The sequence below is a fragment of the Armatimonadota bacterium genome (assembly GCA_023511795.1).
Lineage (GTDB): Bacteria > Armatimonadota > UBA5829 > DTJY01 > DTJY01 > JAIMAU01.
Genome location: JAIMAU010000001.1, coordinates 39,631 through 64,786, shown reverse-complemented (window position 1 = coordinate 64,786; position 25,156 = coordinate 39,631). Strand labels below are relative to the sequence as shown.

22 protein-coding genes are annotated in these 25,156 nt (G+C 46.7%); 8 read left to right on the top strand and 14 right to left on the bottom strand.

From position 1 onward, the window contains the following. Window positions 1-39: 39 nt before the first annotated feature. The 6 genes from K6T99_00280 to hisG all read right to left on the bottom strand — a co-directional run bounded on the left by K6T99_00280 (window position 40) and on the right by hisG (window position 5,632). Window positions 40-531 (bottom strand): helix-turn-helix domain-containing protein, encoded by a 492-nt coding sequence (locus tag K6T99_00280; GenBank protein MCL6518250.1) that lies wholly within the window; start codon window positions 529-531, stop codon window positions 40-42. Window positions 532-549: 18 nt separating this feature from the next. Continuing rightward, entirely contained in the window at window positions 550-1,560 is a 1,011-nt protein-coding gene (gene queA, locus K6T99_00275) for a tRNA preQ1(34) S-adenosylmethionine ribosyltransferase-isomerase QueA (protein MCL6518249.1), read from the bottom strand. Between the two features lie 13 nt (window positions 1,561-1,573). Continuing rightward, window positions 1,574-1,813: a DUF2905 domain-containing protein gene (locus K6T99_00270; protein MCL6518248.1), complete on the bottom strand. Its 240-nt coding sequence runs from the start codon at window positions 1,811-1,813 to the stop codon at window positions 1,574-1,576. Between the two features lie 44 nt (window positions 1,814-1,857). Further along, on the bottom strand, window positions 1,858-3,399 hold the full coding sequence (locus K6T99_00265) for a tetratricopeptide repeat protein (protein MCL6518247.1): 1,542 nt from the start codon (window positions 3,397-3,399) through the stop codon (window positions 1,858-1,860). 14 nt (window positions 3,400-3,413) lie between these two features. Beyond that, window positions 3,414-4,682, bottom strand: coding sequence for a tetratricopeptide repeat protein (locus K6T99_00260; protein MCL6518246.1), 1,269 nt, complete (start codon window positions 4,680-4,682; stop codon window positions 3,414-3,416). 65 nt (window positions 4,683-4,747) lie between these two features. Beyond that, window positions 4,748-5,632: an ATP phosphoribosyltransferase gene (gene hisG / locus K6T99_00255; GenBank protein MCL6518245.1), complete on the bottom strand. Its 885-nt coding sequence runs from the start codon at window positions 5,630-5,632 to the stop codon at window positions 4,748-4,750. A gap of 144 nt (window positions 5,633-5,776) precedes the next feature. Here hisG and K6T99_00250 point away from each other — a divergent pair, with 144 nt between their 5' ends. Next, entirely contained in the window at window positions 5,777-6,349 is a 573-nt protein-coding gene (locus K6T99_00250; protein MCL6518244.1) for a hypothetical protein, read from the top strand. Between the two features lie 82 nt (window positions 6,350-6,431). On the opposite strand, the gene K6T99_00245 is transcribed toward K6T99_00250, so the two are convergent. The 7 genes from K6T99_00245 to K6T99_00215 all read right to left on the bottom strand — a co-directional run bounded on the left by K6T99_00245 (window position 6,432) and on the right by K6T99_00215 (window position 15,472). Further along, window positions 6,432-7,313 carry a hypothetical protein gene (locus K6T99_00245; protein ID MCL6518243.1) on the bottom strand — a complete coding sequence of 294 codons (882 nt, stop codon included), beginning with the start codon at window positions 7,311-7,313 and terminating at the stop codon, window positions 6,432-6,434. 117 nt (window positions 7,314-7,430) lie between these two features. Further along, entirely contained in the window at window positions 7,431-10,154 is a 2,724-nt protein-coding gene (locus tag K6T99_00240; protein MCL6518242.1) for a glycoside hydrolase family 99-like domain-containing protein, read from the bottom strand. A 9-nt stretch (window positions 10,155-10,163) separates the two neighbouring features. Next, complete coding sequence (locus K6T99_00235; protein ID MCL6518241.1) at window positions 10,164-10,916, bottom strand: amidohydrolase family protein; 753 nt, start codon at window positions 10,914-10,916, stop codon at window positions 10,164-10,166. After that, a complete protein-coding gene (locus tag K6T99_00230; GenBank protein MCL6518240.1) occupies window positions 10,916-11,644 on the bottom strand; it encodes an amidohydrolase family protein in 729 nt (242 codons plus the stop codon). Before K6T99_00230 ends, K6T99_00235 begins: the two co-directional genes overlap by 1 nt. Then, complete coding sequence (gene surE / locus K6T99_00225; GenBank protein MCL6518239.1) at window positions 11,626-12,417, bottom strand: 5'/3'-nucleotidase SurE; 792 nt, start codon at window positions 12,415-12,417, stop codon at window positions 11,626-11,628. The genes K6T99_00230 and surE overlap by 19 nt, the downstream gene beginning before the upstream one ends. A gap of 144 nt (window positions 12,418-12,561) precedes the next feature. Continuing rightward, window positions 12,562-14,013 carry a hypothetical protein gene (locus tag K6T99_00220; protein ID MCL6518238.1) on the bottom strand — a complete coding sequence of 484 codons (1,452 nt, stop codon included), beginning with the start codon at window positions 14,011-14,013 and terminating at the stop codon, window positions 12,562-12,564. A 226-nt stretch (window positions 14,014-14,239) separates the two neighbouring features. Then, on the bottom strand, window positions 14,240-15,472 hold the full coding sequence (locus K6T99_00215; protein ID MCL6518237.1) for a DUF362 domain-containing protein: 1,233 nt from the start codon (window positions 15,470-15,472) through the stop codon (window positions 14,240-14,242). A gap of 63 nt (window positions 15,473-15,535) precedes the next feature. Between K6T99_00215 and K6T99_00210 the strand changes: the two genes are divergently transcribed. Both K6T99_00210 and K6T99_00205 read left to right on the top strand, forming a co-directional pair. Then, complete coding sequence (locus K6T99_00210) at window positions 15,536-16,822, top strand: 6-phospho-beta-glucosidase (GenBank protein MCL6518236.1); 1,287 nt, start codon at window positions 15,536-15,538, stop codon at window positions 16,820-16,822. Window positions 16,823-16,853: 31 nt separating this feature from the next. Further along, on the top strand, window positions 16,854-17,846 hold the full coding sequence (locus K6T99_00205) for a kinase (protein MCL6518235.1): 993 nt from the start codon (window positions 16,854-16,856) through the stop codon (window positions 17,844-17,846). Window positions 17,847-17,907: 61 nt separating this feature from the next. On the opposite strand, the gene K6T99_00200 is transcribed toward K6T99_00205, so the two are convergent. Continuing rightward, on the bottom strand, window positions 17,908-19,137 hold the full coding sequence (locus K6T99_00200) for a 2,3-bisphosphoglycerate-independent phosphoglycerate mutase (GenBank protein ID MCL6518234.1): 1,230 nt from the start codon (window positions 19,135-19,137) through the stop codon (window positions 17,908-17,910). A 201-nt stretch (window positions 19,138-19,338) separates the two neighbouring features. Here K6T99_00200 and K6T99_00195 point away from each other — a divergent pair, with 201 nt between their 5' ends. From K6T99_00195 to K6T99_00175, 5 genes are all read left to right on the top strand, one after another. Beyond that, window positions 19,339-20,766: a hypothetical protein gene (locus tag K6T99_00195; protein MCL6518233.1), complete on the top strand. Its 1,428-nt coding sequence runs from the start codon at window positions 19,339-19,341 to the stop codon at window positions 20,764-20,766. Window positions 20,767-20,830: 64 nt separating this feature from the next. Continuing rightward, on the top strand, window positions 20,831-21,991 hold the full coding sequence (locus K6T99_00190) for a M48 family metalloprotease (protein MCL6518232.1): 1,161 nt from the start codon (window positions 20,831-20,833) through the stop codon (window positions 21,989-21,991). Between the two features lie 103 nt (window positions 21,992-22,094). Further along, window positions 22,095-22,781: a hypothetical protein gene (locus K6T99_00185; protein ID MCL6518231.1), complete on the top strand. Its 687-nt coding sequence runs from the start codon at window positions 22,095-22,097 to the stop codon at window positions 22,779-22,781. 167 nt (window positions 22,782-22,948) lie between these two features. Continuing rightward, window positions 22,949-24,265, top strand: coding sequence for an extracellular solute-binding protein (locus K6T99_00180; GenBank protein MCL6518230.1), 1,317 nt, complete (start codon window positions 22,949-22,951; stop codon window positions 24,263-24,265). Next, the gene (locus K6T99_00175; GenBank protein MCL6518229.1) at window positions 24,265-25,155 is read left to right on the top strand and encodes a sugar ABC transporter permease; all 891 of its coding nucleotides are present in this window, start codon (window positions 24,265-24,267) and stop codon (window positions 25,153-25,155) included. The genes K6T99_00180 and K6T99_00175 overlap by 1 nt, the downstream gene beginning before the upstream one ends. The last annotated feature ends 1 nt before the right edge of the window (window position 25,156 follow it).

The following is a 25,156-nucleotide window of genomic DNA, read 5'->3' as shown; positions in this document are numbered from 1 at the left end:
TTCACCAACAGAGCTCAAATTTCCTAAACTTTGCCACCGCTAATCTTCATTTCCAGAGACCTTGCGCGACTCCAAAAACTCTAGTACGTCGGACAGCTTAAAGCGCCGCTGGTTGCCTCCTGTGCGAATATGCTTTAAGATCCCTTTGTTTGTATAGCGTCGAACGGTCGTTGGACAGCAGTTCAGCAAACGAGCTGTTTCCTCAAGCGTAAGTTCAGGATCTAGCAGACGTTCGAGAAGCTGTTCTCGCGTTTCTTTGAAAGGCTTGTATGAACGCTGTGCCACTTCTTCGCCAGTCAGGGTAAGATTTGCCATTGCATTTAGTCTTGATTTCGCTGCAATCTTAGTTCTGGGCAGTATGGGCGCAGAGGCATTTGTCTCTGTAGATTCCTCCTTAGTAACTTTAGCTTTAACGCCCTCCGCGGTAGGAGCAGTATGGTTTTTATCATTCTCTAGCCCCTCGCTTTTTGCTTCCTTCAGCGCCTGCTCTTGGCGTTCAAGATACCTTGTCCATTCCTCAAGGCTACGCATATAATCTCAACCCCCCGGTCATACTATAAGCATTGCGTCGCCAAAGCTGAGAAATCTATACTTCAGCCTTTTTGCTTCCTCATATGCTCGCATTATATTGTCTCGCCCTGCAAAAGCTGAGACAAGTATTAAAAGTGTAGACCTAGGCATGTGAAAGTTTGTTATCAACCCATCAATAACCTTAAACTCATAACCAGGAATAATATAAAGCCCTGTCTCGCCCTCCATGGGTTGGATTTTTCGTTTGCCCACAGCCGCACTTTCAAGCGCCCTTGCGGTAGTCGTTCCAACTGCAATTATGCGCCCTTTGGCCGAATTTACCATCTCTGCAGCTTTTGGAGAGACAGAAATCATCTCGCGATGCATCGGATGTTCGGCAATCAGCTCAGTCTTTACTGGCCGAAACGTTGCAACGCCAACGTTGAGGGTTACGAACGCTATTTCGACCCCCTTTTCGCGTATCTTCGAAATAAGCCTCGGCGTAAAATGGAGACCTGCAGTTGGCGCTGCTGCTGAACCTGGAACCTGCGCGTAAACTGTCTGGTATCTTTCTGCTAACCTAAGTTCCTTTTTTATATATGGCGGCAGAGGTACTTCTCCGATCCGCTCGATTGCCTCTCTCACCTCTGGAACATCGCCAAAATCAAGGATGCGACCACCTTCTTTTGTCCGGGCAATCACTTCGGCACTCAAATTATCGCCAAAGTTTATAACCGTGCCAGGCTCAACTCGTCTACCAGGTTTGACTAATGCCTCCCACTTATTTGGGCCGACCTCGTGTAGCAAAAGAGCCTCGACTTTGCCGCCTGTTGGCTTAACTCCCCTGAGCCGCTTAGCAGTTACTCTCGTGTTGTTCATCACCAGAAGGTCGCCAGGATTCAGGTACTCAGGAAGATTATAAAAATATCGGTGTTCGATGCGGCCCGTTTTGCGAAACAATACGAGCAGCCTTGATTTATCCCTTTCCGGCAGCGGCTCCTGAGCGATAAGCTCAGGCGGCAAATCATAATCAAACTCGCTTAGCCGCATGGTCCTGCTACATTTATTTTCTGCTCAACCATGAGAAAACCATGAAAAGCAGTGTCAGCACAATGCTAATCACTATGCTGGTAACAATTGGGAAATAAATCCTTACATTTCCCCACCGAATGGCTATATCACCGGGCAACGGATGTCCTCGCCCGCCCGAAACCTTCGACAGCAGGAGAATAATCCCGCCGATTACTATCAACAACACCCCTATGGCAATAATTGTCTTGCCGGCGGATGCAACTCCATTCATTACAAAACCTCTCTCCATAAAAGACATTTGACTAAACTTTTATGTTATCTTTGCCTTATTGCGCTGAGAAAGGCTGCTAACTCTGCTTTTGCTTCATCCTGTAAAATCGACGCCTGCTCCATATACTGTTTTTTTTCGGTTTCAAGATATAAGACTAGGCTGCCAGTTGCTTGAGCTAGAAGACTTGTCGCAAGCACAGCTCTGGGAAGCACCTCTTTTAGATTGTCAGAGCTATTTTGGCTTGAAATAAACGTCGCAAGCCCCTCTGCCTCTGCATCAGCATCTTTGCATTCTTGGTAATAGTCTTCCCTGCTGAGCTTCTGCCGGCTATAGTCTTCGGATGCAACTTTTAGTTTCTCTAATACTGCATTGAATCGCTCTTCCAAAATTTGAGCGAGAACCCCATGGCGTTCGGCAGCAGTTGGATTATCACCAAGCGCCACTTCTTTAGCCTTGACTAAATGTTTCAGCGCCTCCGCATACATACGCTTTGCAGCATATAGTTTGTACAACTTTTCATGTGGCGCGGCATCTTTTTGATTGAGCTCCGCTGCTTCCTCGTAAGTCTTTACCGCCTCGTCAATCTTGCCCTGGTTCCAATAAATATCCCCAAGACTAAGGCGGACTTTAACATTTTGCGGCTCGAGCTGCAAAATTTTTTGGCATTCCTCGGCGGCTTCCTCAAGATTACCTGTTGTCATATAATACTGAACTAACGCAGTTATAAGCGATGCATCGTCCTTCTTAAAAAGCAACCCCCGGCGGCACTCGTCAATCGCTTCATCCACCATTCCAAATTTCCAATAGAGTTCCGCAAGCTTGACGCGACTCTCCGAATTCGATGGATTAAGGTTAATTGCCTCTCGCAATTCATGAATGCCATTAATTAAATCGTTCTTCTGAATATATTCATTCGCCTGTTTTACGTGTTGTTCATATTCAACCTGAATGTTGCGTGGCTTCGGCTCGGAAATCTTCGGCACCGCCACCACTGGCACATATTCAGCTGGTTTATCGGTAGGTTGAGCTACAGCCCCTCCAAAAGCCATAATGGCAATCTGGGATACAGCAGAGCTTGCCGCCGTCAAAATTGCGTTCTTTCTATTAATATCAGCTATGGAGCCCATCCCCTCGGCAATAAGACTACCAGAGGTAGCAACCCATCTGCCACCAGACGGAATTTTAAGCAGTTCGAGAGCCACATCTACTTGATTTCCTACAACTGTTCCCCGGCATATAAGAGTATAACCGACGTTAAGCGCACGCCCAATCTCCATTGCCCTCGATGCATCCGAAACTTTCCTGATTACCTCCGATTTCAACTTTCCCTCGAATACCGCTCTAGTGACAGTTGGCAAATCGGGGTCAAATATAAGCGTGTCAACTTTACCACTTTCCGCCATTAGCTTCGATACCGCAGCTATAACGTCAGGGTCGCTCGGGGAATCTTTCCCATCCACTGTGAGCGTGATTGGGACAATCAATACCAAAGGGCGATTTGGAGCATTGGGTTCTTTAGCAGCAAAACAGGAACTTGATATGATTAAAATCAATGCCAAAGTAATAGCTATTACATTAGACTTCATTTTTAGTTATCTTATTATCGAGCGTGATTTCGACACACCTCTATGCCGGCTCCACAGGAACGAATATTTTTTTGCACTTCGGCCGCATCTCGACCTGCAGCTTGCTGTTCGCGGAAAGACCGAATTGCTCTATTATAGTTGTCTATCGCCTGGCTGTACTCCCCAAGCCTCTGATAACATAACGCAATTTGCTGATATACTCGCCCTGGATCGGTTGTCTGGTTAAGCGATTCCCGATACGCAGAGATTGCTTCTCTATATTTCCCAGCTCTCTGAAGTTGGACCGCCTTATCTTCAACGTCAATCGGCGGTTCCGGCGCTGGCTCATGGACGATTATAGTGGGCGCTGGCTTTGGGGGTGCTGCAGGCGGCGATGGTTGAGCCTGAGCCTCGACGCCATCCGTTAGAGGTACTATCACAGGCTGCTCCTTTGAAGTAGTAGCCGTAGTTTTATTAGAAGGCTGTCGCACAGATTCTCCGCTCTTCACCTGAGTCTGCTGCTTATTTTCCGTACCAGGAAGCGGCACTGAAGGAATACCTTGCTTAGCAATCCTTGGCGCCTCGGCCTGCTGACGTTCAGTTTCAGGCTTCCTTTCTGCTGTTGATTGACTGGCTGTTTGCTGGCCCGTGGCCTGCTGGATGCCTTGCATCGGATTCATCTGCTGGCCCTGCACCTGGGTTCCAGGCTGGGGGCTTCCCATGAATGGTTGACTAGGCTGACCAGGATAGGCTGTAGATTGCTGAGGTGGACGGCTTTGTGCGTAATGCCGCTTTGTTTCTTTACTGCTTCCGGACGAACCTCTAAGCATGCATAACCCAATGATTAGTATGAATAGGGTTACAGTAGCTGCTGCAATAGAGGGGAAATATGGTCGAAGCTTTTCAAAATACTCTTCTCTCTTTTTCGCTTGGACTACTTTACTAACCTTCCCGCTCCTTAGGTCTAAAAGCTTCTGTTGGTCTGCTATACTGTTAGGATTTAGAGCTACCACGCGCTCGTACTCTGCAATGGCAAGACTAATATCGCCACGTTTCTCGTATAATGAACCAAGAAGCGAATGCGCAGACGCATTGTCGTCGTCTATAGCAAGTGCACCCTGGCACGCGAGTATGGCGTCATCCAACCGTCCGGCCTCGCTGTGCTTATATGCGCTGTAAATTAGCTCGCCAATTTTGAGGTGATCATCTGGCGTTAGCTGTTTTCCCGAAAACAGCCTGGTGCCACACTCCCGGCAATACTTGCTATCATCCTCGTTGTTTTTCCCGCAATTTTTACAGATCATATATTTCTCCACGGGAAGTATAAGATTTTAACACAATTTTATTTTGAATTTCGGTTTATCTTAGCTCAAGGAATTACTTTGTTTAGAGGGTACTCTACTAATCCCTCAGCACCTGCACGCCGTAGGGTTGGTATGAGTTCGCGCACTGTTTTCACATCAATTATCGTTTCTACTGCATACCAATTCTCGTCGCTGAGCGGCGAAAGCGTCGGCCGTCTAAGCGCCGGAAGAACTTCAATCACGTCCCCTAATCTTTCCTTAGGCACGTTCATTTTCAAGCCTACTAGCTGTTCCGCACTGATTGCACCTTTCAAAAGCATGGCAAGATTTTCAATTTTCGTGCGCTTCCAAGGATCTTCCCAAGAAATCTTATTGGCAATTAGCCGTGCAGTTGACTCAAGGATTGTTTCCATTATGCGCAGATTGTGTGCACGCAAAGAACTGCCAGTTTCGGTATTTACAACTATTGCATCGGCTAGGTCAGGAACTTTAACCTCGCATGCACCCCACGAAAACTCGACGTGCGCGGAAATTCCATGAGTTTCAAGCCACCGCTTGGTGAGGTTGACATATTCGGTGGAGATTCGCTTTCCATTCAAATCTTTGGGGCTATGAAAATTTGATTCCTCCTGCACTGCCACAACCACGCGTAGGGGACGGAAAGTTGCTTTGTTATACGAAAGATCTTCTACCTCCACGACATCTGCACCGTTGTCAACAACCCAATCATAGCCAGTAAGCCCCACATCGAGGATGCCATCCTGCACATATCTGGGAATTTCTTGCGGCCGCACAAGAAGAGCATCCAGCTCATTATCATCGCAAGACGGCATATAAGACCTGCTATTGATGTGGAATTCCCAGCCCGCCTTTCTAAATAAACTTAACGTTGACTCTTGTAAGCTCCCCTTTGGCAGCCCTATCTTTAGTTTCAAGCGTGTCACCTCAATTGTGCATTTTTAATGTGTTAGTTCAGTATACAAGAGAAATATAGCTAAGTCAAGGTTTACGCAGCAAAACCTGTACATGCGGTCACGGTTCCGGGTGTTAGACGACTTTGTGAGGACTTATGTTCACCCGCATACGAGAGGCTTATGAATAAGCCAACTGCAACCGATAATCTAGTTTGGTTGTTGCCAATTAACCTAATGGGGGATGAAATGGAAAAAAGTCCTATTATAGATATAGCAATTGAGTACTTGATTGCTGGCATGGCAGAAAGAGATTCAGAAGAGCGTCAGCATTGCCGTCGTGTTGAAAAGTTGTGTGCAATGACTGCTGCCGAGATGAATTGGAATTCTGAGGAAATTTCAGACCTCAAATTGGCAGCCTTGCTTCACCACATGAACCGCTCGCTAGTGCCTCAGTCTGCTATCTCGCGCAAAGTAGCAGCTTATCTAACCAGCTTCAACAGAAGAAAAGCCAACCCCCACGTCAGACTATTAACACTTACTGACAGAGCCGATGAGGGTGCTAGCATCATTGCGATTTCCGATACATTCGACCGTCTGACTTCACCGCAAAGATATCGGAGACCGTTGAATGAAAACGATGCGCTGGAAATTCTCAAGCACGATGCTGAAGGCACAGTTGACGAGCGAACTGTAGAGGCTTTCGCACGGTCATATATGCGCGAACTTCAAAGCTGTGAGCAAAAAGCCGCATAAAATCTAATTCTCTTGTGCTTTGACGCAAGCAGTGGAATAATTGCCTCCTTAAACTATTGCACCCATAGCATAGCCAAAGTACCTATTTCTGTGTGCTGGCTGACAAAAGGAACATCTGGTATGCAATCTCCACATTGAGGCTCACATTTGCGTGATTCCCATTTGTATCTGGCATGCTGGCAGTCATATTCATGCTTAACTGGCCATCAGTTCGAATTAGTTGTCCTTTCTCGGCTGAAAAACAAACTGTCGTATCTCCAAGGAATGAACCTTTCATATTGCCACCAACAGGCAAAACAGAACCTCCATGGGCATTCATTGCCATTGGTGATGTCATATCAAAGTCGCTGCCGAAGTATTGCTTGAACACAGCAGTAGTGTATTTGCCAACTTTGAAGTCGATGCTAAGTAGCTTTCCAGTTAGCTTAACGTTATTCAAGCCCTCTATTTTCGGGAAATCCCTCGCCCAAGTATCACCAATACGAAGTTCCTCTTGCGGGAGGAGTACCATATTTGTGCCCATGCCGCTCGGGCACATCAGTTTCCCGCCAGGTATAAAGCTACCAAGCAATTCATTTGATGCCAAACCCTTGACCATGCCGGTTTTTGAGACAACCATGGATATTGGGGGAATTTGCTTGAAAGGCAGCTCACAGGTTTTGCCCATCATCTCCATTCTCAGCGACTCAAGTGCCAAAATGATTTCTGCGTCGCCATCAGATAGCAAACGCTTGGTTTTCTGTTTAAACACGCCCGCTATTCTTACTGGCATGGTGATTGATGCGGCGTTTGGACCGCCCGTCATATGAATCTTCATATCTGCAACCATTTTGTAGCGCAAAAGCTCGCCAGGGACATACTTATATTCCAGCTTGACAACATCACTGCCATATGCATATCTAGTAATCATACTAAGGGCTAAGCCCATCAAAACAATAAAGACGACTCGCCTAATCGCTTTCATATTTCCTCCTCAAGCGCACTGGATATTAGAAATACGTAATCCACCAAATCATTTGTGCCATAAGAGGAATCCAAAAAGAGATGATTTCTAAGTGATTAAGAGAGCCTAGAAAGAGGATTAAGGTAGAAAACGAATGTAGTCAATCTCTATACGTGCTTTGCCAGCATCGGTAGGGTCAAACCGCAAGCCGGTAATTGTACCACGCCAAGTCGGCAAAGTGCTTAGATTTAGTCTATAAATATGAAACTCGCCATCAGTAAAAATTTCAAACCTCACACTCATTGTTTCATTGAAGTTTCTGCCCCGACCTGCCCAGAAAAGCTGAGCCTGCTTCCCTCTATCTACCTTCATTCGTATTTCTAGGGTCTTGAACTTTGAGGAATCAATGTTTACTGGTGGCCCATAGAAGGCTGGATCGGAACCAATGGAAGTAGCTACAAAGCTACCATTCTCGATGCTAGCATCTCGAAGTTCCTGAGATGCGCTCCATCCCACTTCTTCCAATCCATCGAACGTCCAGCTTGTAAGAGGCTTGGGCTTTGTAAATTCATAGGGGCCAAGGCCAACGTCTTGCGGAACAAGGTCAATGTGCTCATGTGGTGCGTCGGTGAATACTTCTCGAATTGCGTCCAAGTACCCAAAGCCCCATTCCAAATGGGGTTCAATATAGTCGCCTTCGCCAAACTCATTCCATGCTTCGATAAGGACCACCTTTGGTGAAGTTTTATGGGTATTTAAGAACTCCTTTGCATTTCGCAGCATTTGCGCAAATTTCTCGGGCGTCTTCCCGGTTCTAACGCGAGAGTTTATGCCGTGCCAGGGACGCGAATCCCATCCAGGCTCAGTCACAGGTATGTAAGGTATCTCTGAAAAAGCTGCAATAGCGTTCCAAATATCTCGATATCCAGTCACCATATCATCGTACGGTGCAATGAGCCGTCCCTTATCACCAGCGCTCGGATAGTTGTAACCGCTGAGAGCGTCGTATCCCTCGCTCTCCAATATCTCGATTTGATGTTTGTTGGGCCCAACGCATCCAACAAAATAGATACCTGGGAAACCCCTCGCTCTTGCCATCTCCCTCGATTTTTCAAAAGCCCTTCTTACTCCGTCGGAACCCATGTCCTCAGTGAGCCGGTGGGGTGAAAATATAATAACAACAGGTTTTCCATTAATTTTGAAATATTCTGGCAGGCAAAAATAATTATCAAGCCAGTAATTTGTAACATTGACCATATCTTCTGCCGAGGAAGTCTTTGGAGGGTTGTGATTTGCCCAAAGCAGGCAAAACTTAATTTTTTTCCTATATTTCGACTTCAAATAGCCGTTATGAAGCGCATGCTCGAGACTCCGAGCACCTGCACACCAATACCAATCGTAGACAACGAATGTCACCCCGTGCTCGACCATCCATTTTATGTGCCAGTCGGCAACCTCGGGTTCGCCTTCGCGGTAGTAGCCCAAAACTGGACGCCTTTCAGGATAGTCATCGAGCACTGCCCATCGCTGATAGTTCCACCAGCCAGGATAATAGTACATTCCAATTTCATAGTCACCTCGAACCGGATTAGGCTCGGGGACATAGTCTGCCTTCACCACTTGATAAGGTGGGTCCCATCGCAATTTAGACTGTCTGCGTGCGAGAATGCCAGAATCATCTTTTATTTCAACCGTTGCCCATGAGGTTCTTGGCTTATCAGAGAAAACTGACCACTCATAGACAATCGTACCACCGGGTTCAAGTGGAGGTACTTGCATTTCAGACAATCCACCCTGTAAGGACAATCCGTCCCCAAGGCTTAGGTTTATGCGCAATTCGTGTGTCGGCTCACCACCAACATTTGTTATTTTTGCACGAAGAGAAGTCGCCGTGCCTGCACGATTGATTGCCTTAGTAAAACCAAAGCTTTCCACTTCCAGCTCAGCCGGCCCTAGTCTATCATTATCAACTCCTGCGCAAGCAATTTCGAAAGTAGTTCTAGAACTTGGACAGAGCTCGAGCCCCAGAAGCATGACTTTTCCCTGCCACTCGGGAAGGTTCTCGCACTGAATATTGTACGCATGCCATTTACCGTCACCCTTCAGCTTAAAGGACGCTGACTGCACGCCTGGCAATACATCTGTTATCCATTTAGCTACCGCATAGGCATCATTGTTGCATCTTATCATGAAACCGAGCCAGCGCCATGTATCAGCCTCAATGTTAACCATAGGCGAGAAAAGGAGTGCCTTGTCTGAGGTTGTTAGCTTCATTCCTGCCGATGAATATGTTACTAATTCGCCGCCTGTCGGAATCCATTGGCTTGATTTTCTAAAATCAAAAAAGGATTCTTCGGTTTCAAGGCCAGTCAGTTCTAATACACGTATATAGTCAACCTCAAACTGGCAGTCGGAAGGGGGGTCAAAACGCAGATGGATAATCTTGCCTTCTTTTTGCCAAAACGGGAATATGCGGTATACTTGAAAATCGCCTTTTTTAAAAGAGATTGAATTTGCTTTCTCTTGCCGGAACCCTCCATAAGGCTCTTCTATTGTATTTGTCCAAAAAAGCTCACCTTCACCGTCTACGCTTGTTTTTGCTCTCACCTCAACAAATTGAAATGGAGATGCAGGGATTTCAAAGAGTGGTCCTACGAGTATGGGATCCGCGCCTTCGGTCTTGCCAGTAAGACATCCGTTTTTGATTTCCAAGCTCTTAATTTGGGAATTCGGCTTCCATTGGCTAATGGCGGATGGCGAACTAAAATCCCACTCAATAAGGGTTCTAAAGTTTGTGTCAGGGTAAGCTTCAGAATGCACGAAGACAGCAGGAATGATGGCGAGAATTAAAGCGATTTTCATTTAACTTCCTCAACCTGATGACTCTTCCTCCTGAGAAGGTGTTTGGAGTCGGAATAACCTGACCGCGTTTTGGTTGAATATTTTTATCATTGCATCCTTTGAAATATTGCTCGCTCGAATGAGTACAATCTCAGAAGCAGGATCAGAAATCGGCAGATCGCTACCAAAGAGAATCCTGTGCGCCCCAATGCGCGCCACTGCCTCTTCAATTTTTTCAACGTCGAACGAACCCGAAGTCTCCATATGCACATTGAGCAACTTTCCTATGTTCAATGTTGCCTTCCAGTCCGCTCCGCCCATCGAACCAAACACAAACTGAATTGTTGGAAACTTTGCGGCTATTTCCTTGGCAGCCTCGACTGCCTCCGCGTGTGGAACATAAAGCAGCACAGGCTTGACATAGCGTCTATATGCATTCAGGATTTCTTCGCAGTCGTCAAATGTTGGGTAGGGACGAAACGCACCGCTAAATAGCGCTAGTGCCACCATCTTGCGGTTGCCGCCTAAATTTCTAATTTCCTCAATGGATTCTTCGGGGTAGTTCGGGTTTACTACAATATACCCAAAAAGGCGGTTGTTATCCTTGATTGCCTCCAGGAGTTGTGCGTTCCCTTCGCGGAAATTACATGCAACCGCATGGCCAGAAACTAGGATGGCGGTATCTATACGGTATTTGTCCATAGACGCTAATATGCCATTGCTACCAAAAGGTCGCCCTAACAAATCATGCTCAACATAATTTATCCGAATGTCAACAGCCATTATCCGACCTCCAGGATTCGCTTGATATTCCCACCAAGCACAAGCTGCTTCTCGGCATCTGAGAGCTCTGAATTGAGAACACTATTTAGCGAGCTAGCAGTCGAACGCCGTGGAGCACCCGACCCAAAAATTACTCGATTGGCCCCTACTCTTTCGGCCACTACTTTGAGGGCACCAGGAACATGTAATTCATGGGTCTCAACCATTACATTTGGCATTTCGAGCATCACGGCAAGCGCTTCAGCTATTGATTCGGCGGAGATTGAACACATAATCACTGCCCCTGGGTAGTCGGCTACAACGTGCGCCAGAGCAGTGGGCTCCCCTGGCTTGCCTGCATCCACCATCACCGCAACTTTGAATGAAGCCAACTGCTTCAGCACTAGTTTGAATGCTGCTGAGTCAATAGGCCAGCCTTGCTCTGCTGGGAAGAATCTAAATATGCGAAAACCCTGCGAAACTATTGCACGCATGTCCTCATCAGTACCGAAGTAGCCTTGAGGATTTACTGTGCCTGCAGGAATTAGACGACTATTTGCTGTGGCCGCTCCTTTTGTTATCTTATTCCCCTCTACATAATCACAAAAGAGGCCTATAGTTGAAAGAGTAATGCTCGCCCCAATTTTGTATCTCTCCATATCCCTCATCAGGCGTTCAATTGACATATCAAGTTTGTGGATGGGATGAAATCCAAATAGCGTATTCGCATCTATGATTTGGAAGTCCACGATTCGATTCCCCATTTCTTTAATTCATCTAGTGCAGAATAGCCTGTTAAATCAAGGTGTATGGGTGTAACCGAGATTTTGTCATCAGCGATTGCCTTTGTATCGGTGCCTTCTGCAAGCTCATCAATCGATTCGCCACCAAGCCAATAATATGCTCGACCCGATGGGTCAACTCTTTTTTCGAGCTTCCCAGTGTATCTTCTTCGCCCTTGTCGAGTTATCTCCACCCCTTGAATATGCTCAGGTGGCTGATTTGGAACATTGACATTCAAAAGAGTATCAGGAGGAAGGCGATGCTCTAGAATAACTTCTGCCAGAAATGCAGAAAATTCCGCCGCGCAGTCAAATGAAACACCTTCTTCATATGATGCAACCGAGACGGCGAACGCTGGTATTCCCATTATCACCGCTTCCATTGCCGCGGAAACAGTGCCTGAGTAGGTCAAATCCCAGCCTAAGTTCGGCCCCCAATTAATTCCCGAGACCACAAGATCTACCTTACCCTCGATGACATCAAGAAGTCCAAGCGAAACACAATCCGAGGGTGTACCGTTTGTAGAATACCCATAAGAGCCGTCAGGAAGGCGAACCTTGCTTAGACGAAGCGGTTTATGAAGGGTAATAGAGTGCCCAGATGCACTTCTTGGGCGGTCAGGGGCGACGACATATACAGCACCTATGCGGTCGAGCGCTGTCTTGAGTGCAAAAAGACCTTCCGCATAGATGCCATCGTCATTGGTTATCAAGATTTTTGGCTGAGATTTTCTAATCATGACTCAATAGCAAAGCCCCCGTTCAATAGTCCGAGGGCTTGGACAACCTGTAAACCGCCCGACAGATTATACTATAGCGAACAGATTAAGGCAATAATCAGCTGTCAGCTCGTGTTTTACGTTTGCCGGCAAAAAACTTTTAAATTACCATCTTGTTCTTGCCACGTAGGTAATCTTCAAATCGGAGTTTTTAGGCACTTCAACTGGAATCTCGACTGTAGACGCATCCTTCTTAAAATACTTGTGCGAGCTTTCGACTATTCGCCAATCACCCAATAAGTGTTCGACGACCAAGACACTGACCGGCAAATCTTTATGGTTGCGTATAGTTATTTCAAAGCTCTCCTCCACTTCACGGTCGCTTACTCTGCGGAAATTGGTCCGCTTATGTTCGCCCACAATATCAAAAGCATCGCCCAGGTACAGCCGAATTTTCTCGTCCTTGGGCGTATGATCAATTTCATCCTCGCCCACAAAGTGGCGATTTGCATCCGCCTCTTGCTTGTACACACGCACAGTGCCCTTTGGAAGTGGTATGCCCAAATTATTGTCCTTGTTATTGACAAATTCGACAAAAACATTAACTTTCTTATTCGTACTTACATCATAACTCTCTCCAGGCCGGTAGCCCACACCACCACGCCAACTTCGCCACCAACTTTCCCTTCCATCATAGATGTAAACTTTCTTTGCAGGTACTTCCGTAGCAGAAAGAAGGGAAATCTGCTTGGTTTCTTTATCTCGCACAGTTGTTTTACCCTGCAAGGTATACAAATGGTATTCAAAAAATGCTTTCTCGGTAAATTGCGGCTCTGGCATTGCCAGTTTAACATCGTATCCTCCATACGCACCAACACCCCTAGGGCTTGGGGTAACACGGTGCACATCGCCCGCCATAAGATTTAGTGTGGCATTCTCATATGTTGCTCCACTTTTGTTGTCAAGGGTCACCCACCCAGTAATGTCAACTTTCTTATCTAAAGCATCAACTACAGCGACGTAATCGGCTTTCCAGTTAATTGAATTGGCTAAATAGGAAATTTCAGTATCATGGTTGCCTGGCTTTGTAGCTTCGATTTTCCATTCAAGTGTTGGACGGGATACAAGCCCTTCGGGAAGCTCTGTTACCTCAACCTCGCCTATTGGATTCAAGATTATGCCTTTTTCAGTCTGAATTACCAAACCACTGTACTGAGTCAAGGGGCTTGACTGACTAACGTCATAACCATACCCTGTAGGCTGCACATACTGTGTTACAACGCTTGCTGGATTTAACAAAATGCCCTCATCGGTGAACATTGTTCCTCCAGAGTACCGTCTTATTTTCACAGGCTTCCCAACCGATTTGTTTAAAATTGTTAGAGGATTAATAAGGTCATAACGATAGTTCTGCTCCCGAACAGCCACCGATTCTGGATCCGTAAGTGATTTAAAGGCTACCGTCTCAGGCTGAATCATTGCGGCGACATCAGGGACGGAAATGAAGTTAATCCCCTTTTCCAAAGCCATGCGCCGCACTTCCTTCACCAAAGCAAAGTTTTGGTTGTAGATGGTGAGCTCGACACTTGTCGGCTTGCCGACCCCTTCAGATGAGATACAAGGATAGGCAATTAGCAGAAATAGGAAAACTGCAAACATAAGCTTTCTCATTGATGTTCTCCTTTCGATAATAATGGGAGGAAACTAATTGAAACAAGGGCAACAGCTTAGCTTCGGCTGAGTCTGGAAGGTCAAAATGTGATTTTATTCAAAGGCTCACCCTTCGGGAGAATTTTTCATAATTATACTTTAGAATATAAGACGTCCTGAACAGCTAAAAGTTTCATTTTTTAAGAATACGGCGAATTGCCCGACGGATGGCAAGCGCAGTTTCCAACGAAACTCGGAGCCGGCTATCCCGCAAAGCAATCGCTTCTGCTGGGCAAACTTCCTGACAGCAGTAACATCGAATGCAAGTGGAATAGTCCACTGCCAGCCTCTTATCATTGCCACGTATTGCCCCAACAGGACATATCGCAACACATTCCCGGCAACCAGTACACTTGCTTCGAATAAACACCGGCCGCCTAACGAGATGGTTTCGCGCAATGTGGTAAACTGACCTCGGGAGGCGGCTGATGATGTCACCGCGCCCAGGCATTAGAAACCCAGGAATTCGTACCTCTTCAGGCTGGACACCAAGTATTTCGATTTCAGTGCGGTTTGCAGCTCCCACACCCTGCTCGGTGGCCAACCTGAGCATTGGAACCTCCATCGGATCGATGTTCGCTGTAATGCAAGCAACTGCGTCAACGGCCACTGGATCCTCGCCAGCAATGATAAATCCAAAGGTTCTCCGTCGCCCTGCGGCCGGCCCCTGGCCATCCATTCCAACAATGCCATCCATAATATTAAGCGCTGGTCGGACTTCCCAAAGCGTATCCACCAGAATCTGAGCGAATACTTCGGGGTCTGCTCCAGCCTGGAGATGAAATTCAACCTTCCGGCGGCCAGGGATGCAGCCAAATAGGTTTTTTACTGCACCGGTTAATCGAGTGAGCTCATGGGTTTTGAACTTAGGGACATTGATAAGGACATCTGTTTCTGCGAGGGCATCCGCTATGAGTATTCGACGGAAGACTTTTGCGTTTGTAATTCGGCGCTCTGTGCCGCTTTTGTTGAACCACGCAATGCCAGCTTCCGTGCGCCGAATCACATCCATCATGCCCGTAACTTGAAGCAAGTTTTCAAACCCTTCCTGAGTATTAGCACCTACCGACGGACTATCGCCAACTATGCATATGCCCCCTGCGACCGCAGCAAGACTGATAATGGCTTCCACCACTGCGGGATGGGTGCATACTGCCGACTCCGGCGGCCGAGCTGACAAGAGGTTAGGCTTAAGCAGAACTTTCTGCCCTTGCCGCACAAATTTCTCCATCCCTCCGAGGAGGCTAACCGCTTCTTTTACTGCCCTCAAGACATTTGAAGGTGTATAATCTTCACACTTAACGATTGATACTTTTGCTGACATAGTCGCTATCCTTATTATCTTCTTTTCGTCAAAGTTTGACAAACAACCTGCTCCAGCCTTAAGATTGTCATGTAATGCAAACGTTTGCAAGCAGGCGGTGAAAAAATGGAAGGTCTAAAGGTCTGCGTAATCGGCGCCGGGAGCACATATACGCCAGAACTCATCGAAGGATTCATAAAACGTAAAAAGGAAATGCCAATAGCTCACATATCCCTTATGGATATTGACGAGCACAAGCTAGATATCGTTGGCAACCTGGCTATTCGGATGGCCGAAAGGAGCCGCCTTGGCGCTGAAATTGAGTTGACGACGGACCGAAAGAAAGCAATTGAAGGCGCTGCTTTCATTCTGACGCAAATTCGTGTGGGCGGCATTCCGGCAAGAATTAAGGATGAACATATCCCTCTAGAATTTGGAATCCTAGGTCAAGAAACTACAGGGCCAGGAGGGTTTGCCAAAGCCCTGCGAACAATCCCTGTTATGCTTGATATAGCACGCGATATCGAAAAACTAGCGCCTGGTGCTTGGCTAATCAATTTCACTAATCCCAGCGGGATTATAACAGAAGCCCTACTTAAGCACTCGAAAGTGAACGTCATTGGCCTATGCAACGTGCCAATAGGAATGATTAGAAGTTTTGCCGCAAAGTTCGAATGCCAACAGGAAGACCTTCATTTAACTTATATAGGCTTAAACCACCTAAGCTGGGTTACTCGAGTGACTATTCGCGGAAGGGACGTCACCAAAGAAGCGGTCGAAAAGGCAGCGGCAGGACGTGCACCAGAAGATCAGGAATGGATGCGGCAGTATTGCATGATTCCAAATGGGTATCTTCATTACTACTATGCGCGAGACAAAGTTGTTGAGGAACAAAAGAAAGCTGGCAAAACGCGCGGAGAAATCGTCGCCGAGGTTGAAAGCAACTTATTAAAAACATACCAGAATCCTAAGCTAAGTAGAAAGCCAAAACTCCTTGAAAAACGAGGTGGCGCCCACTATTCAACTGCTGCAGTATCACTTGCTAGTGCAATCTACAACAACAAGAAGGAACTACATATTGTTAATGTAAGAAACCAGGGAACAATTCAATGTCTGCCACATGACTGCGCAATTGAGGCGAATTGCGTCGTAGACGGCACAGGAGCCCATCCACTAAGCATAGGCGAAGTCCCTCTCGCAATCAGGGGTCTACTTCAAGCCGTAAAATGCTACGAAGAGCTGACTGTAATAGCAGGGGTCGAGGGGTCGTATACGGCGGCGCTTCAAGCATTGGTTGCACATCCACTCGTACCATCATTTGCAGTAGCAAGAGAGCTCCTAGAACGGATTCTAGAGGCGAATAAAGAATATCTGCCGCAATTTAGGTCTATGCGCAAGCGTGCAAAATCATGAGAAAATTTTTATTTCACCCTGGGAGGACTTCATGCAATATGTAATTGGTGTTGACGGCGGCGCAACGAAAACGTTTGCGCTTGTCGCCCAAACAGATGGAACAATAGTTGGGTTTGGCAAATCGGGATGTGGAAGCTATGAGATGGCAGGCATAGAAGCCGCAAAATCAAACATACTTGACGCCATTGAACAGGCGCTTTCCCAAAAGGACACTCCAAGGAACGCAGTGGAACTAGGTTGTTTTGCCCTTGCGGGAGCAGACTTCTATCCTGAGGACTTCGATTTACTTGAGAAGGCAATGCGAGAATTAGGGGTGGCAAAGCAAGTAATAATCCGCAATGACTCAATTGCTGGCTTGCGCGCAGGTACATTCCGCCCTTATGGCGTTTGCATCATCATGGGCACAGGGTTTAATGGTGCAGGGATTGGCAAAGATGGCACGGAGGTTCGCTTCTTCGGTGAAGGATACATTTTTGGCGACCTTGGCGGAGGGGGAGCAATCGCCAGAGATGCGCTTTTTCATGCTATGCGGGCTTATGATGGGCGCGGGAAACCAACTGTCTTAATGCAAAAGGCACTCGACCATTGGGGCGCGAAGGATATGGAAGAGCTTGCTCGAATTCTTTACTACAATAAGGAGTCTCTTAAGAAGATATCCCCATTCTGTCCAAAGGTCTTCGAAGCAGCATTTGATGGCGATGAAGTAGCACAAGGTATCATTCGCAAGTTTGGCGAAGAAGCTGGCATCTCTGCGAATGCCTTAATCCGGAGGCTAGGCTTTGAAAATGAGGAGTTCGAATGTGTTATGGCTGGCAGTGTTTTCAAGGGCAAGGGAACACTCATGATGGACACAGTGCGAAGCATAGTCTTGCCAGTTGCACCTAAGGCCCGAGTTATTACTCCGAGATATGAACCCGTTGTTGGCGCCCTAATGCTTGCACTTGAAGCAGCTGGTGTCCAAATCGAAGGCAATGCACAATTCAGATTGGATAATTCGGTTCCCAACGAACTGAAGCGCGAATAGCAAAGTGGCAGAACATCGGCTTGTTTTTCGCTGTTCTGCCACTTTTTAACCACCAAATCACCTAGGCTCCGAATTTCTCCTGAACGTTCATTAGATTAGTCAGGATATTCATAACATCACAGCCGCGAATGCGCCCTATACCGCCGCCAACAACCGAACGCTCGTCGAATGCCTTGACTGAATCCACTCGAACGCCAGGACCCCAAAAGCAAATTGGCGTAGGATCACCAGAATGGTCGCCGGTCGCAACTGGTGTCGAGTGGTCGGCGGTCAGAACTATATAAGTTTGCTCATCCACACTTTCCATAAGCATTCCGACCATTGCATCTATTTTCTCAATAAACTCTTTTTTCACCATCGGCTGATCATCATGGCCTGCAACGTCGGGGCCCTTGACATTACAAAGAACAAAATTATGGTTCTCAAGTGCTTTTAAGATCGTTTTGCCAATCGACATAACATCGCTGTCCAAACCGCCAGTTGCACCCGGAGCTTCAAGGATGTCTAAACCAACGTAGACGGCTATTCCTGCAATCAATCCGGTTTCGACTACGGCAGCACCTTTTAGATGATATTTCTCCCAGAAGCTCTCCAGCTTCGGCGCAAGTCCAGCTCCCCTAGGAAGAATGATGTTCGCCGGAGCTTTCCCCTCTGCGATTCGTTGTTTATTCACAGGGTGGTCTTTGAGAATTTCGTGTGACCTGAGAACGAACTCATTAACAATTCTCGCAGTCTTTGCACTTGCATGGTCGTTTGGGTCAATTGCTTGCACTTTGTGTACTTTTGCACCAACTTCGTGGGGATCGGCATCGGTAACACCAGCCCCAAGTCCTGGTCCACGAAGAACCAAAGCACCGCGGTGAGCAACTGACTCTTTGAAAAAACAAGTGACATCCTCTATCTGCATACCGTTGACCGCGGCCGCAAGTTGATCTGTACCGGTTTCAATTCGTCCGGCGCGTCTGTCAACAACGACCATATTCTCGTCAACTGTGGAGAAGTTACATCTAAAGGCGATATCACCGCCTTTTACATCCATGCCAATTCCTGCCGCCTCAAATGGACCACGACCGGTATAGGATGAATAAGGGTCATATCCAAGTATCGCCAAATGCGAGGTATCGCTACCAGCCCTAACACCAGGTGCAATTGGATCCATTAGCCCGCATTCACCCTGAAGTGCAAGGGTGTTCATGTTTACGTTATTCGCTGCTTCAAGAGGTGTTCTAGCGCCCAACTGGGGCACAGGGCGGTCGCCCATCCCGTCGCACACTAGGAGAATTGCTTTCAAACCTTCCATTGCTGCCTCCTCGTTCTTTCTCAATCTTTTCTTACCCGGAAATCCGAAACATGTTACTAGATTTCAAGGTAAGTTGGCAAGGGCTTTCGGCGGAGATTGTCACAATTGCCCCATAGTTTACAACCTTGTCTTTTGAAGAACAAAATGCTATACTAAACATTAGCTATTCTCCTCTCGAAAGGAGATGTTGTGATGTGTGATAAATCCGCCAAAACCTTTTTGGGCCTACTATTTCTCGCAGCAGTTTTTTTGGCCACGGGCTTGTTATCGCCTTGTATTTTTGCGCAGAAAAGCAAAGTAAAGCCTCACCAATTAACAATACTTTTCACAGGCGACGACCATGGTCAAGTGAAAAGCTGTGGGTGCCCACCTCGTGGAGACCTCGGTGGGGTCTCGCATCGTGCTGCATTTTTGAAATCACTTCGAGAACAGGGCCTGGATTTTCTGCTCCTTGATGTTGGTGATGTAATTGCTGGCGTTGGAAGGCACGCAGAAATTAAACAAGAATTATACCGCCAAGCACTACCTTACATGGGCTATGATGCAGTCGGAATGGGCGATATGGAAGCTAGGTTTGTTAAGGAATCCGGCATCTCTAAGATGTTCGGTGATAACGTCCCGTTAATCACAGCAAACGTTACAGAACTCTCAAACGGCAATCTTCTTGGAGATAAACCTTTCATTGTTAAAACAACGCGTGAAGGCCTGCGGGTTGGAATCACATCGCTGCTTAGCGATTCGCTTATTCATCCAACTCTCCAAGAAAGGACCGGCATACGTATTCTTCCAATTATTGAAACTGCCCACAAGGTAGTTGAAGATTTACGGAAACAATGCGACCTTATTATAATCCTAAGTCACAGCGGCTATGACGGGGCAAAGATGCTTGCCTCTAAAGTCCCCGGCATCGACGTAATCCTTTGCGGTCATAATACCGGCAAGGAAATGGAAACTTTCGAACGTGTTGGAAATACAATATTAATGATTAGCCGATTCAATGGGAAATACATTGGCAAATTAGTTTTAGATATTGACGAGGGCAGAAGCATTAAAAACGCAACCGGCGAATACATTGCTTTAGGCAAGGAGTGCGGCGAGGACGCGGAAATGGAAAAACTTGTCGCAAAACATGATGCTGATCTTCGAGAATACCTCACGCATGCAAGCCAGACTACTGCGCCAATGGGAAATACAACACCAAAGATTTATTATGAACATAGGGATCCGCAACCATATGTTTCAGCGCTTAAGTGCAGAGAATGTCATTTGAAACAATACGAGGCATGGGTAGAAACACCACACGCTAGAGCTTTAGAGACATTGCGGAAAGAACATAAGGAAAATGACCCAGCTTGTACAAGCTGTCACACCACTGGGTTTCAGGTCAACCAAACAAGCTCCTCAATCTCATCAAATCGCTTCTGGGGTGTTCAGTGCGAAGCATGCCATGGGCCCGGAGTCATCCATGTGCGGCGGCCTAGCAAGCCATTCGGAGCAGTTTTACAATCGCGTTGTACAGAATGTCATGATGCCAATCGCCAGCCAAAGCTCGGCCTCAAGGCGGCACGCGAGGCGATGGCTCGCATATGCAAGGAAGCAGGCAAGCTTAACGCCAAATGAAACTACAATGATGTAAAAAACGTCATTATATATGGAAGACTCTGAGCCCAAAAGAGGCGTCAAAATGAAATTCCTAAGATTTCAAGCTTTAAAATTTTTTATCTTAGCGTTAGTTATCGCCTGTAGCTGCTTCCACGCCACGCCAACACTTGCTATTGATATCGAAGAAGAAATCAAGATTGGCAGGGAAGCAGCAGCACAGGTTGAAAAGGAATCAAAGTTTATTACCGACGAAACCTTGGTAAAGCGCGTTCAAGATATCGGCATGGCAATAGCCAAAGTAGCTTGCCAGTTCCAAATAAAGCCAAGCTATGGAAGTAGCGCCCCGGCAAACTTCCAATACTCCTTTAAGATAATAGACGACAAAGATGTAAACGCATTCGCGCTGCCAGGCGGCTTCGTATATATAAACAAAGGGCTGCTGGACTATGTCCAGTCGGACGACGAGCTTGCTGCTGTCATTGCCCACGAGATAGCCCATATTGCGCATCACCATGCTTTGCAATTGAATAAAGCCCAGCAAAAGGCAATGCTAGGAATGATGGCTGCCATTCTAGCGGGCAAGGCAGCAGGGATGGACATCAGCGATACAGTAATGATTGCTAATCTTATTAACACTGCAAAAATGAGCGGCTATGGCCAAAAAGCAGAGCTTGATGCAGACCGCACTGCTGTTGCCTACCTGACAGCCTCAAAGTTCAATCCTACTGGCATGCTTACGTTCATGGAACGGCTTGCTCGCGATGAAGGGAGAAAGCCATCAATAAACTGGGGCATATTTGCCACCCACCCACCTGCATATCTGCGTGCACGAGAGATCACTTCCGAGCTTGAGGCTCGGGGAATTAAGATCAATCGCCGTCTCGTTACAAGCTACTTAAGAGTTCAAGTCAAACCAACCGAAGTAAACGGCATTCAAGCAGCAGATGTGAGTATCGGTGATGTTCTTGTAATCCGAACCGCCGACTCTGGTGGCAAGAAGGCAATCGCTAGAGCTGAGGATATAGCGGCGAAGATTGAGACTGCTCTTCTAGCTGGCGCTGGACTGCATGACATCAAACTCGAAGGCGGAGGGCAGTACGTGACTATTAAAGGCAAAGTGATAATTCACCCTTCGGCAGAGGATGCTGAACTTTCGGGCAAGTCAATTGCGGATGTTACCTCAGACGCCCATAAGGCTCTAAAGAAAGCCCTTTGGATGGAACTGTACAATCAAGCATATTGAGAACCCATAAAAGGTAAACCCTCGCAAAGAGTAGAATACCCTTATGTGGTGATGTTAATTTTAGAAAATCACCTTGACTTCACAGCCTTTAGAAAAAGCGAGAATGTCACAAAAAGTATTACTAATTTCAATAATTCTTATAATTCTGCAAGCATGCGCGGTCTCGGGGGAGAAAACACAAGCCACCGATTCCGAAGAACCGCTCATAACAGTCCAATTCCGAGACACGCCTATAAAATCAGCAGTAGAAGTGCTTTTCAAAGGGACAAACCGAGGATACGTTCTTGAAAGCGGAACCAATGGACTAGTTACATGCTCAATCAAGGACACTCCTTTCGACCAAGCGCTAAACGCCGTCCTCCGCTCCGCAGGTTGCACCCACCGCATCGAAAATGGAGTTTATATTATTTGCCCAAAGAAACAAGAAACTCAAATATATGCTCAACAGGAGCCATGGATTAAAGAGCAGGAACAATCCAAGCCTAAAACTCGGGTTGTAAAAATTCCCATCCAATTTGTTGATTGCTTGGATATCGCCAACATACTTGGAGTAGAAACGATGCGTCCACGGAACTGGTTTGGCGGAGGTTATCCAAGCAGACACGGCTACTTTGGAGGCGGCTTTACCGGCATTTACATGGGCGGTCCTGGCATTTACGGGGGCTACCCCAGCAGCTATGTTCCGTTCGGCATCGGCTATGGAAACTATGTTGAAATGCCAATAGGATATCGTGAACTTAGCGAACAAAGCCCGCTTAACAATCAGGAAATTGACGATATTGACGATTAATTGAACTCTGGCGCTTGAGCCGAACACAAATGCCTCATGCAGGATTTTCCACTTACCTCGACGAAATGCTACTATGGCTGGCAAAGCTCAACACTTAAAATACTAGGGTTACAATTTATGCTTAATTTTATTAATAATTGGGACTTTTATCGAAAGGATAGGCTCACATGAGGAGAACACTTTACATCTTAGCATTTTTGGTTTTGGTTTCCCTTGTAACTGGGGGCTGCGGCAAAAAACAAGCCAAAGAGGAAGGCAAGATCATAATCGAAGTTGCTTCATTTCAAGGTGGCTTTGGACTCGACTTTTTTGAGTACGCCGCTCGTGAATACGAAAAACTTCATCCAAATGTAAAAATTAAGGTGTGGGGCAACCCGAGAATTTGGGAACAACTCCGGCCAAGGTTTGTGAAAGGCAATCCACCCGACTTAACATGGCCCGGCTGGGGAATGGACGTATGGGGTCTCGTGGCAGAGGGTAAAGTCCTGGAAATGGACAAGTATTTGGAAACGAAGGCATATGGCCAGAACGTCAAGTGGAAGGACACATTTTACCCTGACTTACTTGAAAAAGGAAAGTACAATGGGCATTATTATATCATTCCCTATAACCTAAATATCACCGGTTGGTGGTACAACGTCAACATGTTTAAGAAACATGGTTGGACTCCACCCAAGACATACGATGAACTGCTTGTTTTATGCGAAAAGATAAAGAAAGCAGGAATTGCCCCTCTTACTTATCAAGGCAAATATCAAGCCTACACACTTCGAGGCTTTCTTATTCCATGGGCAATTAGCATCGGCGGACTTCAAGCTTACAAAGACGCACAAAACCTAAAACCAGGAGCGTGGAACAGTCCGGCATTCCTTAAAGCCGCCGAAATGATAGCCGAGCTTCGTGACAGAGGTTACTTCCAAAAAGGCGCAATGGGAATGAGCCACACAGAAGCGCAAATGGAATTCATCCTCGGTCGCGCCGCCATGATTCCTTGCGGCACATGGTTAGGTTCGGAAATGAAGAACCAAATACCTCCTGGTTTCAAGATGGACTTCATCAACCCACCGGTTGTAAAGGGAGGCAAAGGGGATCCCTCCATCGTCTCAGCAGGGCCAGAAAGCTGGATAATTCCGAAAGAAGGCAAGCATCACGACATTGCCGCTGACTTTTTCAAATTTATGAGCTCAATAGATATGGCAAAGAAGTTCATCGTTCAAAAGAACACACTAATGTCCATCAAAGGAGCCGCTGAGCAGGTTAAATTACCTCCTGATCTTGTGTCGGCTGCAAAATGCATGCGCGAGGCTAAGGCAACGTGGGACATGGACTTTGAGCAATGGTACCCGTCAATGAAAGCAGCCACTGAGAGTGCAATGGGCGCACTCCTTAGCGGGGAAATGACGCCAAAACAATGCGTGGATGCCATGGAAGCAGCAGCCGAAAAAGTACGAAAAGACAAATCAATACCAAAACATAAAATTTGATGCGCAAGCGAAACCAACAACTAACGATTATAGCTTTTCTGGCGCCAGCGGTAATTCTATATGCCATTTTCTTCCTCTTTCCCATGGCGCAGGCATTCTATATTGCGCTTTTCCGCTGGCGAGGGCTCTCAACAAACAAAGAGTTCGTTGGACTGCAGAATTTCCGCAGCCTACTTCTGGAAGACCCAATTTTCTGGAAGGCACTCAGCCACAACCTAGTTTTTTTGGGCATATCGCTCCCTATAGTTCTAATTGTGGGGCTATTCGTCTCCTATGCCCTGAGCCGCAAGGTATGGGGCGCAAGCATGTACCGAGCTGTGTACCTCTTTCCAAACATGATCTCGGTCGTTGCAGTAGCCGTCCTGTGGTCGTTCGTCTATAACATGCAGTTTGGACTCCTCAACAGCTTCCTAAAAGCAATCGGCCTCGAAAGATATGCAACCGGATGGCTGGGCGAACCCTCAACTGCACTGCCAGCGGTGGTCGTCGTAAGCATTTGGTACAGTCTCGGCTTTTATATTGTGCTCTTCCTGGCTGGAATGCAAAGCATACCTACGTCTTTTTATGAGGCAGCTGCAATAGACGGTGCAACCCACTGGCAGTCATTTCGCCATGTCACAATACCACTGCTCTGGGAAATCTTAAAGCTAGGAGTTATTTACCTTGTAATACATACACTAAACATCTTTGGATTAGTCTACGTTATCACATGTGGTCAGTGTGGCCCGAATTACCACACCGAAACGATGTTGACCTATCTTTATCGATTGGCATTTACTGAAAGTAATTATGGATATGCTACAGCTTTGGGTGTTGTAGCTTTCCTGTTGATACTTGGTTTCGCGCTCATATCACTTCGCCTGATGAAGCGAGAGGCAGTGGAGTTTTAGA

Excerpts from the sequence above, each read along its gene's own strand:
- K6T99_00280 (MCL6518250.1), bottom strand. The coding sequence starts at position 531 with ATGCGTAGCCTTGAGGAATGGACAAGGTATCTTGAACGCCAAGAGCAG.
- K6T99_00180 (MCL6518230.1), top strand. The coding sequence starts at position 22,949 with ATGAGGAGAACACTTTACATCTTAGCATTTTTGGTTTTGGTTTCCCTT.
- K6T99_00210 (MCL6518236.1), top strand. The coding sequence starts at position 15,536 with ATGGAAGGTCTAAAGGTCTGCGTAATCGGCGCCGGGAGCACATATACG.
- K6T99_00265 (MCL6518247.1), bottom strand. The coding sequence starts at position 3,399 with ATGAAGTCTAATGTAATAGCTATTACTTTGGCATTGATTTTAATCATA.
- K6T99_00175 (MCL6518229.1), top strand. The coding sequence starts at position 24,265 with ATGCGCAAGCGAAACCAACAACTAACGATTATAGCTTTTCTGGCGCCA.
- K6T99_00240 (MCL6518242.1), bottom strand. The coding sequence starts at position 10,154 with ATGAAAATCGCTTTAATTCTCGCCATCATTCCTGCTGTCTTCGTGCAT.
- K6T99_00260 (MCL6518246.1), bottom strand. The coding sequence starts at position 4,682 with ATGATCTGTAAAAATTGCGGGAAAAACAACGAGGATGATAGCAAGTAT.
- K6T99_00205 (MCL6518235.1), top strand. The coding sequence starts at position 16,854 with ATGCAATATGTAATTGGTGTTGACGGCGGCGCAACGAAAACGTTTGCG.
- K6T99_00195 (MCL6518233.1), top strand. The coding sequence starts at position 19,339 with ATGTGTGATAAATCCGCCAAAACCTTTTTGGGCCTACTATTTCTCGCA.
- K6T99_00250 (MCL6518244.1), top strand. The coding sequence starts at position 5,777 with ATGAATAAGCCAACTGCAACCGATAATCTAGTTTGGTTGTTGCCAATT.
- surE (MCL6518239.1), bottom strand. The coding sequence starts at position 12,417 with ATGATTAGAAAATCTCAGCCAAAAATCTTGATAACCAATGACGATGGC.
- K6T99_00245 (MCL6518243.1), bottom strand. The coding sequence starts at position 7,313 with ATGAAAGCGATTAGGCGAGTCGTCTTTATTGTTTTGATGGGCTTAGCC.
- K6T99_00270 (MCL6518248.1), bottom strand. The coding sequence starts at position 1,813 with ATGAATGGAGTTGCATCCGCCGGCAAGACAATTATTGCCATAGGGGTG.
- queA (MCL6518249.1), bottom strand. The coding sequence starts at position 1,560 with ATGCGGCTAAGCGAGTTTGATTATGATTTGCCGCCTGAGCTTATCGCT.
- K6T99_00185 (MCL6518231.1), top strand. The coding sequence starts at position 22,095 with ATGTCACAAAAAGTATTACTAATTTCAATAATTCTTATAATTCTGCAA.
- K6T99_00190 (MCL6518232.1), top strand. The coding sequence starts at position 20,831 with ATGAAATTCCTAAGATTTCAAGCTTTAAAATTTTTTATCTTAGCGTTA.
- K6T99_00235 (MCL6518241.1), bottom strand. The coding sequence starts at position 10,916 with ATGGCTGTTGACATTCGGATAAATTATGTTGAGCATGATTTGTTAGGG.